The 13,723-nt window shown below is 64.5% G+C and carries 13 protein-coding genes; 6 read left to right on the top strand and 7 right to left on the bottom strand.

Annotation, left to right across the window (positions count from 1 at the left end):
• Window positions 1-27: 27 nt before the first annotated feature.
• The 7 genes from gyrB to dnaA form a co-directional block, all read right to left on the bottom strand.
• On the bottom strand, window positions 28-2,118 hold the full coding sequence (gene gyrB, locus OC372_RS13925; RefSeq protein WP_308737271.1) for a DNA topoisomerase (ATP-hydrolyzing) subunit B: 2,091 nt from the start codon (window positions 2,116-2,118) through the stop codon (window positions 28-30).
• A 118-nt stretch (window positions 2,119-2,236) separates the two neighbouring features.
• Window positions 2,237-2,740: a DUF721 domain-containing protein gene (locus tag OC372_RS13920; RefSeq protein WP_029264204.1), complete on the bottom strand. Its 504-nt coding sequence runs from the start codon at window positions 2,738-2,740 to the stop codon at window positions 2,237-2,239.
• Window positions 2,733-3,926, bottom strand: coding sequence for a DNA replication/repair protein RecF (recF, locus tag OC372_RS13915; RefSeq protein ID WP_262002419.1), 1,194 nt, complete (start codon window positions 3,924-3,926; stop codon window positions 2,733-2,735). The genes OC372_RS13920 and recF overlap by 8 nt, the downstream gene beginning before the upstream one ends.
• 91 nt (window positions 3,927-4,017) lie before the next feature.
• Window positions 4,018-5,886, bottom strand: a complete 1,869-nt coding sequence (locus OC372_RS13910; RefSeq protein ID WP_262002418.1) for an amidase family protein — start codon at window positions 5,884-5,886, stop codon at window positions 4,018-4,020.
• Complete coding sequence (locus OC372_RS13905) at window positions 5,883-6,632, bottom strand: cohesin domain-containing protein (protein ID WP_262002417.1); 750 nt, start codon at window positions 6,630-6,632, stop codon at window positions 5,883-5,885. The genes OC372_RS13910 and OC372_RS13905 overlap by 4 nt, the downstream gene beginning before the upstream one ends.
• A 147-nt stretch (window positions 6,633-6,779) precedes the next feature.
• On the bottom strand, window positions 6,780-7,922 hold the full coding sequence (gene dnaN / locus OC372_RS13900) for a DNA polymerase III subunit beta (RefSeq protein ID WP_029264206.1): 1,143 nt from the start codon (window positions 7,920-7,922) through the stop codon (window positions 6,780-6,782).
• Between the two features lie 494 nt (window positions 7,923-8,416).
• Window positions 8,417-9,685, bottom strand: coding sequence for a chromosomal replication initiator protein DnaA (gene dnaA / locus OC372_RS13895; RefSeq protein WP_372469430.1), 1,269 nt, complete (start codon window positions 9,683-9,685; stop codon window positions 8,417-8,419).
• A gap of 438 nt (window positions 9,686-10,123) precedes the next feature.
• Between dnaA and rpmH the strand changes: the two genes are divergently transcribed.
• The 6 genes from rpmH to rsmG are packed head-to-tail and all read left to right on the top strand — an operon-like array spanning window position 10,124 to window position 13,187.
• Entirely contained in the window at window positions 10,124-10,261 is a 138-nt protein-coding gene (gene rpmH / locus OC372_RS13890; RefSeq protein WP_013584598.1) for a 50S ribosomal protein L34, read from the top strand.
• 6 nt (window positions 10,262-10,267) lie between these two features.
• The gene (gene rnpA, locus OC372_RS13885; RefSeq protein WP_081860056.1) at window positions 10,268-10,621 is read left to right on the top strand and encodes a ribonuclease P protein component; all 354 of its coding nucleotides are present in this window, start codon (window positions 10,268-10,270) and stop codon (window positions 10,619-10,621) included.
• On the top strand, window positions 10,618-10,968 hold the full coding sequence (gene yidD / locus OC372_RS13880) for a membrane protein insertion efficiency factor YidD (RefSeq protein ID WP_029264209.1): 351 nt from the start codon (window positions 10,618-10,620) through the stop codon (window positions 10,966-10,968). The genes rnpA and yidD overlap by 4 nt, the downstream gene beginning before the upstream one ends.
• A gap of 3 nt (window positions 10,969-10,971) precedes the next feature.
• A complete protein-coding gene (yidC, locus tag OC372_RS13875; protein WP_029264210.1) occupies window positions 10,972-12,042 on the top strand; it encodes a membrane protein insertase YidC in 1,071 nt (356 codons plus the stop codon).
• Window positions 12,039-12,530 (top strand): protein jag, encoded by a 492-nt coding sequence (locus OC372_RS13870; RefSeq protein WP_029264211.1) that lies wholly within the window; start codon window positions 12,039-12,041, stop codon window positions 12,528-12,530. The genes yidC and OC372_RS13870 overlap by 4 nt, the downstream gene beginning before the upstream one ends.
• Window positions 12,531-12,566: 36 nt before the next feature.
• Window positions 12,567-13,187 (top strand): 16S rRNA (guanine(527)-N(7))-methyltransferase RsmG, encoded by a 621-nt coding sequence (rsmG, locus tag OC372_RS13865; RefSeq protein ID WP_410054870.1) that lies wholly within the window; start codon window positions 12,567-12,569, stop codon window positions 13,185-13,187.
• Window positions 13,188-13,723 lie beyond the last annotated feature (536 nt).

The following is a 13,723-nucleotide window of genomic DNA, read 5'->3' as shown; positions in this document are numbered from 1 at the left end:
ACACATCTGGTCTGAGCCCGCGGGGCGTCAGATGTCGAGGAAGCGGACGTCCTTGGCGTTGCGCTGGATGAAGCTGCGTCGGGACTCGACGTCTTCACCCATCAGCACGCTGAAGATCTCGTCGGCGGCGGCGGCATCCTCGATGGTGATCTGCTGCAGGGTGCGCGTGGTGTGATCCATCGTCGTCTCCCACAGCTCCTTCGGGTTCATCTCACCGAGACCCTTGTAGCGCTGGATGCCGGCGTCCTTCGGGATCCGCTTGCCGTTGTCGAGGCCGTGCTTGAGCAGGGCGTCGCGCTCGGCATCGCTGAACACGTACTCGTGCGGGGAGTTCGACCACTTCAGTCGGTACAGCGGCGGCATCGCGAGATACACGAAGCCGGCCTCGATGAGTCCGCGCATGTAACGGAACAGCAGCGTGAGCAGCAGCGTGGTGATGTGCTGGCCGTCGACGTCGGCATCGGCCATCAACACGATCTTGTGATAGCGCGCCTTCTCGATGTCGAACTCTTCGCCGATGCCCGTGCCGAAGGCCTGGATCATCGCCTGGACTTCCTTGTTGCCCAGGGCCTTGTCGAGACGCGCGCGCTCGACGTTGAGGATCTTGCCGCGGAGCGCCAGGATCGCCTGGGTGTGCGGGTCGCGACCCTGCACGGCGGAACCACCGGCCGAGTCACCCTCGACGAGGAAGATCTCGCTGATCGACGGATCCTTGCTCGTGCAGTCCTTGAGCTTGTCCGGCATGGCCGCCGACTCGAAGACGCTCTTGCGACGTGCGGTCTCGCGGGCCTTGCGGGCGGCGAGGCGAGCGGTCGCCGCGTCGAGAGCCTTGCGGATGATGTTCTTGGCCTGGACCGGGTTGCGTTCGAACCAGTCTCCGAGCTGATCGCCGACGACCTTCTGCACGAAAGCCTTCGCCTCGGTGTTGCCGAGCTTGGTCTTGGTCTGACCCTCGAACTGCGGCTCGCCCAGCTTGATCGAGATGACCGCCGTGAGTCCCTCGCGCACGTCGTCGCCGGAGAGGTTGTCGTCCTTCTCCTTGAGGATGTTGTTCGCACGGGCGTACTTGTTCACCAGGGTCGTGAGCGCCGCGCGGAAGCCTTCCTCGTGCGTTCCGCCCTCGTGGGTGTTGATCGTGTTGGCGTAGGTGAAGACGTTCTCGGTGTACGAGGTGGTCCACTGCATGGCGACCTCGAGGGAGATCTTGCGCTGCGTGTCCTCCGACTCGAACGCGATGATCTCGTCGTTCACGACCTCGGCATGGCGCACCTTGTTGAGGTACTCGACGTAGTCGACGAGTCCGCGCTCGTAGAAGAAGACATCGCCGGGCTGCTTCGTGATCGTCGCGCCCTCTTCCTCCACCTCATAGGCCGAGGACTCGCGCTCGTCGCGCAGATCGATGCGCAATCCCTTGTTGAGGAACGCCATCTGCTGGAACCGCGTGCGCAGTGTGTCGTAGTCGAAGTCGATCGATTCGGTGAAGATCGACGCGTCCGGCCAGAACGTGATGCTGGTACCGGTCTCGTCGGTCGCCTCGCCCTTCTCGAGCTTCTGCTGCGGGATGCCGCCGTCGGCGAAGGAGTGGCGCCAGACGAAGCCCTTCTGCTTGACCTCGACGTCGAAGCGGGTCGACAGCGCGTTCACGACCGAGGAGCCGACACCGTGCAGACCACCGGAGACGGCGTAGGCGCCGCCGCCGAACTTTCCACCGGCGTGCAGGATCGTCAACACGACCTCGACCGTGGACTTGTTCGGGTCGGAGGAGTGCGGGTCGACCGGGATGCCACGACCGTTGTCGACCACGCGGACGCCGCCGTCGGCGAGCATCGTCACCGAGATCGTGTCGGCGTATCCGGCGAGTGCTTCATCGACCGAGTTGTCGACGATCTCGTAGACCAGGTGGTGCAGACCGCGCGGACCCGTGGACCCGATGTACATACCGGGTCGCTTGCGCACCGCCTCGAGGCCTTCGAGGATCTGGATCGAGTCGGCTCCGTACTCGCCGGGCTGCTTGATCTTGGGAGAGATCGTGTTGCTCGTGGTCTCGGAGCCGTCGATGGGGTCGGAGGTTCCCCCGGTGTTCGATTCCGTCTCGTCAGCAGGGGATTCAGGCGTCATCAGAGGGCATTCTCCACATCGATATCACGAACTCCCATTCTAGCGGGGTTTCGTCGGGAAATGCCGCTCAACGGCCGTGTGTGGCCCTCTGAGCGTTGTGGACCCCATTCGTGGTGTCCTACCCGTAGGTGTCGCGCGGGCCCCGCCCTGGAACGACTCTGGGACCCCATTTCCAGGAGGGGACGTCCGGTCCGATGAAGCGGAGGTTCTCGACACCCGCGTCGGGATAGCGACGGCCGATCTCGGTGAGGATGGTCGCCCGCATGAACTGGAGGTTCTTCGCCCAGGCCGTCGAGTCGCACTTCACGGTGAGCAATCCGCGCTCGAGAGAGACCGGTTCGGAGTGCTTCGCGGTATCGGCGCCCGCCAGATCGGCCCACTGCCGGACCAGGTCCTCACGGGCGAGCGTGATCTGCCAGCCGGAGTCCCGACTCAGCTTGTCGAGCACCGCGCCGAGTGCACCCGGATCCCGACCCGGGGTGAACGGCGCGTTGTCGTCGTCGGTGACGATGCGGCGCTTGCGCTTCCAGCTCTTCGAGCTCGGCTGCAGCCCGCGCAGGCGCAGGTACGTGCCCACCGTCTCCGGCACTTCGACCGGCGGAGTCGACGCGGCGTCAGTCATCCGTAGCCTCCCGCTCGTCGCTGATCGTCCCGGCACTGATCCGCACGACGTGGGCATGCAGCACCTCGGGGATATCCTCCTCCACCGCCGCCGTGACCACCACCTGCTCGTAGCCCGCCGTCAGGGTCGCGAGTCGCTGTCGTCGGTCGGCATCGAGTTCGGCGAAGACATCGTCGAGGATCAGCACCGGATCTCCGGCGGGGGACTCGCTGCGCAACAACTCGGCGGACGCCAGTCGGAGCGCGAGCGCGACCGACCAGGATTCGCCGTGTGAGGCGTAACCCTTCACCGGGAGATCACGCACACGCAGGACCAGGTCGTCACGATGCGGACCTGTGAGTGTGAGACCGCGATCGAGCTCGCTCGACCGCTTGGCTGCCAACGAGGCACGGAAGAGTTCCGCGATGTGCTGCGGATCACTGAGCTTGCCGCTGGCAGGGGATTCCTCCGCGCCCGACGCTCCGTCCTCTCCCTCTTCGGGATCCCCACCGCCGACCGACAGCGCCCACTCCAACTGCGGACGATGATCGGCGCCGGCGATGGCCTCATACGCGTCGGCCACCGGCTGCTGAAGATCCGCAGCCAACCGCTGGCGCACCGTGATGATCTCGGAACCGAGTGCGACGAGCTTGTCATCCCAGACATCGAGCGTGCTCAGACCCTCACCGCGGATGCCGCGGGCTCGCGCCGACTTGAGCAGGGCGTTGCGCTGCTTGAGCACGCGGTCGTAGTCCGCGAGCACGGCCGAGATGCGGGGGATACGCTGAATGAGCAGCTGATCCATGAATCGGCGGCGCGCGGAAGGATCGCCACGCACGATCTGCAGATCTTCCGGGGCGAAGAGCACCACATGCGCGTAGCGCGGAAGCTCGTTCGGCTTCGACGGCGAGCCGTTGATGCGGGCCTTGTTCGACCCCTGCCGATTCACCTGCACCTCGGCGAGAACCCGCCGTTCGCCATGCGAGAGCCGCGCACGGATGACCGCGAACTCCTGGCCGTCGCGCACCATCGGCGCATCCGACGACACCCGGTGCGAACCGAGGGTCGCGAGGAAGACCACCGCCTCGGCGAGATTCGTCTTGCCCTGCCCGTTTCGACCGACAAGCACGTTCGGGCCGGGGTGGAGCGCGAGTTCAGCGGTCGCGTAATTGCGGAAGTCGACCAAGCTCAGGTGTTCCACGATCACGCTGTCAGCCTACCTTCGGGCTCTGACATCTCCCTCCGGCGGATTCGAGCCGGCGGCCGCTCGAGTCCGTCGAGCAGCCGCCGGCCGTTGATCACGGAAGCGGTCCGTAGAGCGACGGCGAGGTGCGGGCGCCCGTGGTCTTCTCGAACGCATACGCGAGCCCCAGCAAGGTGCCCTCGTCGAAGTCCCGTCCGAGGAACTCCAGGTTCACGCCGCTGCCGGGAAGAGACTCACCCTCGATCGTCCGACCCATCGGAACGGTCACGGACGGCATCCCGGTGTTCGGGCTCAATCTCATGTTCGTCCCCTGGGTCCCATATGCGTTCGTGCTCGGATAGACGATCGCGTCGAGATCGAGATCCTCCATCATCTGGGTCACGAGGGTCTTGCCCGCCGCGATCTGCACCGTGTGCGAGCCGGTGTCGCCGGCCCACGCCTCGTACGTCGCGTCGGTGACGGCGTTGCGTGCCTCGTAGATCGATCGCCGAGACGTCACGAAGCTGTTCGTCGCGAGGATGTCCGTGAGCGTCCGTGCCTCGACCTCGGGACCGAGATGGGTGGCGATGTACTCGTCGAGGTCGTGTCGGAACTCGTTCGTCGATCCGGATCCCTCGTTGAGCACGGCGGCGAAACCTGCCGGCGGCGTCACGGGCACGATGGTCGCGCCCTGGGCGGTCAGCGCCGCAGTCGCCTCCGAGAAGAGGCGGACGGTGCCGGAATTGGTCCCGACCATCGAGGGGATGAAGGCGATGCGCGCACCCTGCAGCGCATCCGGGTCGAGGAACGAGGTGTACGAATCGGGGACCAGTCCCTGCTGCCGTGCGGTGACAGGATCGGCTTCGTCGACTCCGACCACCGCGTCGAGTGCGATGGCCGCGTCGATGACCGATCGGGCCATCGGTCCGCCCGTGTCCTGCGAAAGCGCCAGCGGGATGATGCCGTCACGGCTCGCCAGACCGACGGTGGGACGAACTCCGACGAGCTGGTTGTACGACGACGGGACCCTGATCGATCCGCCGGTGTCGGTGCCGAAGCCGAGCGCGGCGAAATTGGCCGCGACGGCGGCGCCCGTCCCTCCGCTGGACCCGCCGGCCGTCTTCGTGGTGTCGTACGGGCTCGCCACGAGAGATGTCGAACCCGGTTCCTGGAACGACGAGAACTCGGAGACGAACCCGTAGGCGAACTCGTCGAGGCTCGCCTTCGCCATGATCACGGCACCGTCGCTGCGGAGACCGCTGACCATCGAGGCGTCGGTGGTCGTCTGGTTCTCGTTCCAGCACGCGCATCCACCGGTCGTCACCATGTCGACCGTGCCGTAGTTGTCCTTCAGCGCGATCGGAACACCCAGCAACATGCTCGTCATACCCTGGGACGCACGGATCTCATCGGCCTCCGCTGCCGCATCGAGCGCCTTCGGGTTCACCGTGATGATCGAGTTGAGCGGACGACTTCCGCCCGGTACGACGGCACGGTCGTATGCCTCGATCCGATCGAGGTACTCCTGCGTGATGCTCTGCGAACTCGCGACTCCCGCATTCATGGCTGACTGCATGTCGATCACCGTCGCTTCGACGAGCTCGAAGGGCCCGTCGTCGTAGATGATGCGCTGCGACAGATCTGCGAGATCGAGAATCGTGAGCTCACCGTCGGCATCGGTATCCAGGATGGACACGCTCGACCAGTCTGGCGAAGCTGTCGTCAGACCGAGCGAATCCCCTGCGATCTCCAGGTCTTCGGCGGTGACCATCGCATCACCCGTCACATCGAGCTGGCTGTAATACGGCGGAAGGCTCACAGCGGCCGGCAACGCCGCTGCGGTCGCCGAGCTGCTCGCCATGCCGAGGCCGACGATCGCCGTACCTGCCACCGACACGATGGCGACGGCCCTGAGCATGGTCTTCTTCACGGTCTTGTCTCTCTCGTTGTTCGATCGTTGTGCCGTGCCGTCACGCCGGGTCATCGTGTCCTCCGTCGGAGAGCGAGGACGGTGCCGGCTGCCACGAGAGCCAGGGCTCCGGCGCCGACGATGAGCCAGGGGGCGGCGTCGGCTCCCGTGACGGCGAGCGAGCCGTCCGCTGGGGTGTCCGATCCGGTTCCGGGTTGCGAACCGGAACCGGGATCCCCGCCCGGGGATCCACCGCCGCCCGAACCGGGCTCCGTTCCTTCGTCGTCGGCGATGATCTCGACGACCGTCGACGCGCCAGCTGCACTCGGATCGATCGTGGTGGTATTCCCGTCGGAACCGATGATCCGACCGGATGCGATGCCGACGGCGGCATCCCCATCGGCGATCGCAGCAAATCTCACCGTCACGAGAGTCTGCGTGCCGGTCAGACCGGGCGAGGTACCGAGGCGGGTGGCGGCGATCGCGACCTCGCTCCCCGTGTCCGTCGCCGAGTGGAATCCTCCGGACGGCGACTGCTCGCTGTCGTCGACGAATGCGAGGGCATCCTCGTCATAGGCGATGTCGAGCTCATAGGCGTACGCATCGACGAGGCCGGTGAAGACTGCGGTGATCGTGACCGTGTCACCGACGGAGACCGAAGTCGGTGCCGCCGTCAGAGAGACCGCCTCGTATCCGACCGGGATCGTGGCGGCCGAGGCCGACGATGCCACACCGAATGCCAGGAAGGTCGCTGCGGCGAATGCGACCCCCGAGCCGTGAGCACGCAGGCGTCGGAAACGGGTGGGAGCTTTTGGTGGCATGCGGAGCGTCTTTCGTCTGAAGAGACGAGCGCGGCCGCACGGCTATGCGGAGCAGCCGTGCTCTGGGGCACTGCTGACTCTCGCAGCCTGGTGTTTCGTGTTCCGAGCGTTGCTGTTTCCGACAGGTAACGGTCGAAAACCTCAGGATCAGCGCAGGAGGAGGTTCGGCTGAAGAAGGTACTTGAACGAATCGAGACCGGCCTGATCGACCGAAGTCTGGCTCGTGATGAGCACCGGGCTGAGCTTGTTGGCGTTGTCGCTCGACGTGAAGGTCACGCGGACGAACTCGCTCTTCACCGCACCGAGAGCCTCGATCAGATACTGCGGGTTCAGGCCGAGCGTGACTTCGTCGCCGCCCGAGAGAATCGCGTCGACGGACTCGGAAGCCCTGGCGTGCTCGCTGCCCGAAGCATCCATCGTCACACTGTCGTTCGAGAACGTGAAGCGAAGCGGCGCGGCACGGTCGAGCACGAGCGACACACGCCGGACGGCCTCGACGAGATCAGCGGTGTTCACGACCGCGTAGTGGTCGGTCTGCTCGGGGAAGAGGCGGCGGACCGGCGGGAAGTTGCCCTTGATCAGCAGCGATGTGACCGTCTTGTTGCCGGCGGTGAACGCGATGATCTCGCGGTCCCCTGCTCCGGAGAAAGCGATCTGGATGGTGCCGGCGTGGCCGAAGGTCTTTCCGACCTCGAGCAGCGTACGCGCCGGAACCAGTGCGGTCGCCTCGACGGATTCCCCGTCCCACGGAACGTCACGGAGAGAGACCCGGTAACGGTCGGTCGCGACGAGGCTGAGGCTGTGACCCGAAACCTCGAGCTGCACGCCGGTCAGCACCGGGGTCACGTCGTCGCGGGAAGCCGCGAATCCGACCTGCGAGATCGCCGTACCGAAGTCATCGGCAGGAACGACACCCGAAGACCCGCTCACCTCGGGGATCGACGGGTATTCCTCGACGGGCATGGCCGCGAGGGTGAACCGGGCGGAGCCGCAGGTGACGGTGATGCCACCGTCTTCTTCGACAGCGATCTCGATCGGAGCGTTCGGAAGCCGGCTGGCGATGTCGGAGAGAAGTCGACCGTGCACGAGGATCGTGCCCGGGGTCTCGACGGTGGCTTCGATCGTCGTCCGTGCGGAGGCCTCGTAGTCGAAAGCCGAAAGTGTGAGTCCGGAACCGTCCGCCTCGATCAGCACACCGGCCAGGATCGGCTGCGGGTTGCGCTGCGGCAGAAGCTTGACGACGAACGAGACAGCCTCGCTGAAGACATCGCGGTTGACCTGAAACCTCACTGGTGCTCCCTTGTCGTCGAACTGTGACGCGTTGTCGTCGGCCCTGCCGGTGCAGGGCTTCCCATGCTAGCCCCCTGTTCGCCCGGATCCCTACGCCGGAGTTCTTGTCGTTCGTTCGACGGTTCTCCCCACCGTCTGGTGATGGGATCGCGCCTTGAAAGACTTAACTCCTTAACGGTGTTAACAGCTGTGGATACTGTGGATAACTCGGTGGATAGCAAGAGCGAGTAAGGAACTACACGCTTGTCAGTTGTGGAATCCCTGAGGAATCCGCGGGCTGGGGCCGACTACGGGTGCGGAGGCTCCCCCATAGTTATCCACAGGTTTGATCGATTGACCCACATTCGTCCCGATCTGACTGACAGTCATCCACAAGTTATCCACATGTGCATAGAGGCATCTATCCGGTGCCGGGAATGCCTGTCAGGACGCGAAAAGGGGGACCCAGCACCCCTTCGGATGCCGAGTCCCCCTCATACCCGCGTGTCGCGGCGTCAGCGACGCCCGAGCTGCGTGGTGATCTCGGTGACCTGGTTGTAGATCGAACGTCGCTCCTTCATGAGCTCGCTGATCTTCTTGTACGCGTACATGACGGTCGTGTGGTCACGGTTGCCGAAGAGCTGACCGATCTTCGGGAGGGACAGGCTGGTGCGCTCCCGACAGAGGTACATGGCGATCTGTCGGGCGGTGGCGATCTGCTGCGATCTGCTGGAACCGTAGAGGTCGTCGACCGTGAGCTTGAAGTACTGCGCCGTGGCCGTGATGATGTCCGTCGGCGAGATGATGTTGTCCTCGGCCGTGTCGATGATGTCGCGGAGCACGGTCTGGGCCAGCGAGATGTCGAGTGCCGATCGATTCAGGCTGGCGAAGGCGGACACCCGGATGAGGGCTCCTTCGAGCTCACGGATGTTCGAGGAGACCACGGTCGCGATGTACTCGAGGACCTCGTCGGGGATGTGCAGCGCCTCGCTCTGCGCCTTCTTCCGGAGGATCGCGATGCGTGTCTCCAGGTCGGGAGCCTGCACGTCGGTGATCAGACCCCATTCGAAGCGGCTCCGCATCCGATCCTCGAAGCCGGTGAGATGCTTCGGGGCGACGTCGCTGGTGATGACGACCTGCTTGTTGTGATCGTGCAGCGTGTTGAAGGTGTGGAAGAAGGCTTCCTGCGTCTCGGCCCGCCCCTGCAGGAACTGGATGTCGTCGATCAGGAGGATGTCGACGTCGCGGTACCTGGCCTGGAACGCGGCGCCACGGTTGTTGGCGATCGAGTTGATGAAGTCGTTGGTGAACTCCTCACTCGAGACGTAGCGAACCTTGACCCCGGCGTAGAGGGACTGCGCGTAGTCACCGATCGCGTGGAGGAGGTGCGTCTTCCCGAGGCCGGAGTCGCCGTAGATGAACAGCGGGTTGTAGGCCTTCGCGGGGGCTTCGGCCACGGCGACGGCGGCCGCGTGGGCGAAGCGGTTCGACTGGCCGATCACGAAGTTGTCGAAGGTGTACTTCGGATTGAGCCGTGATTCATGGCGCAACTGTGTCGGCTGTTCCATCGGCGACTCCACACGGACCTGCTCGTGTCGCCCGAAATCGCCCACCGCGATCGGCGCCGCCTGCTGCTCGGCCAGCTCGTGATTGACCACGACCCGATATGAGGTCACTTCCTCACCGATGTGCGAGAGCGCCTCCATGATCGGCAGCCGCAGGCGCTTGTTGATCTGCGCGGCGGTGAGATCGTTCGGCACCTCGAGGTAGAGCGTCGCGGACATGACGCCGGCCGGGACGGCCAGACTCAGAAATCCCTGCAGCTGGGGAGTGACACGATCGTCATCGACCAGAAGCTCCTGCACCGTGGTCCAGATGGGGACGTCGGGCTGGGCAGGTGATGACATGACGCTCCGGACGAGGAATCGAGGCGGGGTCGACGTGCTGTGCCCCTGTGGATAACTTAGGATGCCACGGTAGTCACCGCGGCTGTGAACGGCAACCTGCCCTTGAAAATACGCGCGCGTGTTGTGCTCGCCGGGCGAGCCCCGGTTGTGGATAATGGCTGTGCGGTTCGTGCCGGTGGTCGACCACGGAAGCGCGCAGATTTGCTCTGCGCGCCGGTAAGACGTACCCTAAGTCGGTTGACTTATGCCTTTTTCGGCAGTTCCCCATGTCTCCGGTCGAAGTGAATCCGGTGGCAGCATTCCCGGAGTGATTCCATGAGCAAGCGCACTTTCCAGCCCAACAACCGTCGTCGCGCCAAGAAGCACGGCTTCCGTGCCCGCATGCGTACGCGTGCCGGCCGCGGCATCCTCGCTGCCCGCCGTGCGAAGGGCCGCACCGAGCTCTCTGCGTAGTCCACTGTGCTCGCCCGCCCGTATCGGCTGACCCGCGGGAGCGACTACCGTCTGGTCGTTCGACGCGGATCCCGTTGTGGCGGGGCGCGCGTCATCACCTCGATGTTGACGACGGGCGAGAGCAGGGCCGCGAGGTTCGGATTCATCATCAGCAAGCAGGTAGGCACCGCTGTGGTGCGCAACACCGTGCGTCGGCGACTCAAAGCCGTGTGCGCGGAAGCGCTGCAACGCGTTCCCGAGGGCACGGATGTCGTCATCCGTGCCCTTCCTGCGTCGGCGACGGCATCCTTCGCGGAGCTCCGCGCCGACGTCGATCGGTGTCTGAGTCGACTCGCCCCAACGGTCGCGGTGTCGGCATGACCGCTCTCCCGGCCTCGTCCATCGGGACGGCGCGCATGCAGTCGCAGGATGTGCTTCGCAGCGTTCCCCTGGTGCCGCGCAATCTGGTGCTGGGATTCCTCACCGCCTATCGCAAGGTGATCTCCCCGATGTATGGAGATGTCTGTGCGTACTACCCCAGCTGTTCCGCCTACGCTGTAGGTGCGGTGCAGCAGCACGGCGCGGTGAAGGGGGCGGTGCTCTCGGCATGGCGCATCCTCCGCTGCAATCCCTGGACCAGCGGTGGCGTCGACGACGTCCGTCCGCATGAACACTTCCGCTACGACCTGACTGCACACGGTTTCGTCGTCCCCTCCCGAAAGGACTGATCGGTGGGTCTTGACCTTCTGCTAGCCAGCTCCACTCCCAGCGATGCACCTGCTGCGGGTGGCTTCGATCTGATCGGCACCATCCTCTGGCCGCTGAAGTGGGTCGTCGAACTCATCCTCGTCGCCTGGCACTGGCTGCTGACCACCGTCGGCCTTCCCGCCGCATCCGGTCTCACCTGGGTGTTGTCGATCGTCGGACTCGTCATCGTCGTCCGTGCCGCCCTGATCCCGCTGTTCGTAAAGCAGATCAAGAGCCAGCGAAAGATGATGGAAATCGCTCCTGAACTGCGAAAAGTTCAGGAGAAGTACCGAGGTAAGAAGGATCAGCTCTCTCGCGAGGCCATGAGCCGCGAGACGATGGCCCTGTACAAGAAGCACGGCACGACCCCGATGTCGAGCTGTCTGCCGCTGCTCGTGCAGATGCCGATCTTCTTCTCTCTGTACAGCGTTCTGAGTGACGTCAGCAAGCACGCCAAGGACAGTGTCGGTGGCGTCGGGTTGCTGAGCCCGGAGCTCACCAAGGAGTTCTACGACGCGAAGCTCTTCGGAGTCGCTTCGCTGCACGAGACCCTGGGCAACGCGGTCGACGCGCAGAACACGACCGCGATCGTCATCCTGGTCACGCTCGTCGTCCTCATGATCGCCTCGCAGTTCTTCACGCAGCTGCAGATCATCTCGAAGAACCTGTCGCCCGAGGCCAAGACCGGCCAGGCGTACCAGATGCAAAAGATCATGCTCTATGTCCTTCCGCTGGGCTTCATCTTCTCGGGTGTCTTCTTCCCGCTCGGTGTCGTCGTGTACTGGTTCATCTCGAACCTCTGGACCATGGGACAGCAGTTCCTTGTCATCCGCGAGATGCCGACTCCCGGCTCCGAAGCCGCCAAGGCCCGTGAAGAGCGTCTCGCTCGCAAGGGCAAGGCGATCGACTCCTCCGGCAAGGTCGTGCCGATGGCCGCATACGAGGCGGAGCAGCAGCGTCTGCTCGAAGAGGCCGAGAAAGCCAAGGCGGAAGCACCGAAGCGTCAGCAGCCGGTGGGTAAGAAGCGCGCGAAGAAGAAGGGGAGCGGCTCATGACTGAGACCATGACCGAGAACACCGAGCCCACGGTGGCTCAGCTCGAGAACGAAGGCGACGTCGCGGCGGACTACCTCGAGGAACTTCTCGACATCGCCGACATCGACGGAGACCTGAATCTCGACGTCCGTCAGGGTCGCGCCTACGTCTCGATCGAAGCTGAGGGCGACGGGCTGTCCCTGCTCTCCGCCCCCGATACGGTGCAGGCGCTGCAGGAGCTGACCCGTCTGGCCGTGCAGAGCAAGACCGGCTCGTTCTCGCGCCTCATCCTCGACATCGCCGGCTCGCGCGACACGCGCCGTCGCCAGCTCGAGACTCTCGTCGACGCTGCCGCAGCCAAGCTCGACGAGGGTTCGTCGCAGGCCTCGCTGCCCTCGATGTCCAGCTATGAGCGCAAGCTCGTGCATGACATCGCCGCGGAACGGGGGCTCGTCTCCGAGTCGTACGGCGAAGGCGCTGACCGGCACACGGTTCTCCGTCGTCGTTGATGTTTCACGTGAAACATCGATTCTGTGTGAACCTTCATGAGTGAGCTCGAGCAGGAACCGGCGATCTCCGCCGAGCTGTTCGGAGATCGCATCGAGATCGCACGGGCGTTCACAGCAGCGCTCGCTCGCGAAGGGGAGGAGCGAGGACTCATCGGTCCCCTCGAGCTTCCTCGCCTGTGGACGCGCCACATCCTCAACAGTGTGATCGCCGCACCCCTTTTCCACGGTTCTGTTGCCGACATCGGATCCGGTGCGGGCCTTCCCGGGATCGTGCTCGCGATCGCTCGTCCTGATGTGGAGTGGACGCTCGTGGAACCGATGGAGCGTCGAATCACCTGGCTCAATGAACAGGTCTCGGAACTGAGGCTGACGAACACGACCGTGCTGCGTGCGCGGGCTGAAGACGTGCCCCCTGCAAGTTTCGATGTCGTGACGGCGCGCGCGGTGAGCGCGCTGCGGACTCTCGTCCCGATCACGGCACCGCTGGTGCGCGACGGGGGAGAGCTCATCCTTCTCAAGGGTATGAATGCGGCGAACGAGGTCGAGGCTGCTCAGAAGCAGATCAAGAAGTTCCGTCTCTCTGACGTACGGGTGGAAGTACTGGGAGAGGGCGTGCTGCCGGAGACGACCCGCGTGGTTCGAACTCGAGTGCGCTGAGCTTCTGCCATCAGATAAGCGGGGTGTTTCACGTGAAACACCCCGTTTCTTCGTATCGGGGTAGTCACGACGCATCGAAGTTTCACGTGAAACACCGCGATAGCTGTAGCTGGCGACGCCTTCTCATCTACCGGTGGACACCTCTCGGCCGCCGGATGCCGTGCGGGAGAAACCCGGTATGCATTCGGTCACCCGTGGGGACTTCACGCAGTCGACCGTGGTCTTCCCTGCGAGTAGGAAGGAGTTCGCGGCTGAGATGGTGACGGTGCACGGAGTGCTACCCATCGACGCGACGCATACCTGCACACCCGGGATCGCCATGCGCGGTGTTTCACGTGAAACGGGGCGATCCGTCCCGCGGAGGATGATTTCGCCTCCTGCTCCGTGCCCGCATATCGATGGCGGGTATGACTACCAGGGAAGGCGTCGTGATGGCTGTGAAGGCTGCGGTTCCGGGAGGTAGTGCTCTGTGAGGACCGGGGTGGCTCCCGCTGGTCTGGGCGCTGTTCCCCTCGGCCTCGTCTCGAGCGGTCGCG

The organism is Microbacterium sp. Mcb102, from assembly GCF_024519805.1.
Classification (GTDB): Bacteria; Actinomycetota; Actinomycetes; order Actinomycetales; family Microbacteriaceae; genus Microbacterium.
Note: the sequence above shows the minus strand (reverse complement) of the source record. Positions and strands in the feature narration are given on the sequence as shown.

Coding starts and splice junctions, on each gene's coding strand:
- gyrB (WP_308737271.1), bottom strand. CDS start 2,118: ATGACGCCTGAATCCCCTGCTGACGAGACGGAATCGAACACCGGGGGA.
- OC372_RS13920 (WP_029264204.1), bottom strand. CDS start 2,740: ATGACTGACGCCGCGTCGACTCCGCCGGTCGAAGTGCCGGAGACGGTG.
- OC372_RS13910 (WP_262002418.1), bottom strand. CDS start 5,886: ATGACCCGGCGTGACGGCACGGCACAACGATCGAACAACGAGAGAGAC.
- OC372_RS13905 (WP_262002417.1), bottom strand. CDS start 6,632: ATGCCACCAAAAGCTCCCACCCGTTTCCGACGCCTGCGTGCTCACGGC.
- dnaA (WP_372469430.1), bottom strand. CDS start 9,685: ATGTCCGCGACGCTCTACCTCGAGGTGCCGAACGATCTCACCGCCGCG.
- rpmH (WP_013584598.1), top strand. CDS start 10,124: ATGAGCAAGCGCACTTTCCAGCCCAACAACCGTCGTCGCGCCAAGAAG.
- yidD (WP_029264209.1), top strand. CDS start 10,618: ATGACCGCTCTCCCGGCCTCGTCCATCGGGACGGCGCGCATGCAGTCG.
- OC372_RS13870 (WP_029264211.1), top strand. CDS start 12,039: ATGACTGAGACCATGACCGAGAACACCGAGCCCACGGTGGCTCAGCTC.
- rsmG (WP_410054870.1), top strand. CDS start 12,567: ATGAGTGAGCTCGAGCAGGAACCGGCGATCTCCGCCGAGCTGTTCGGA.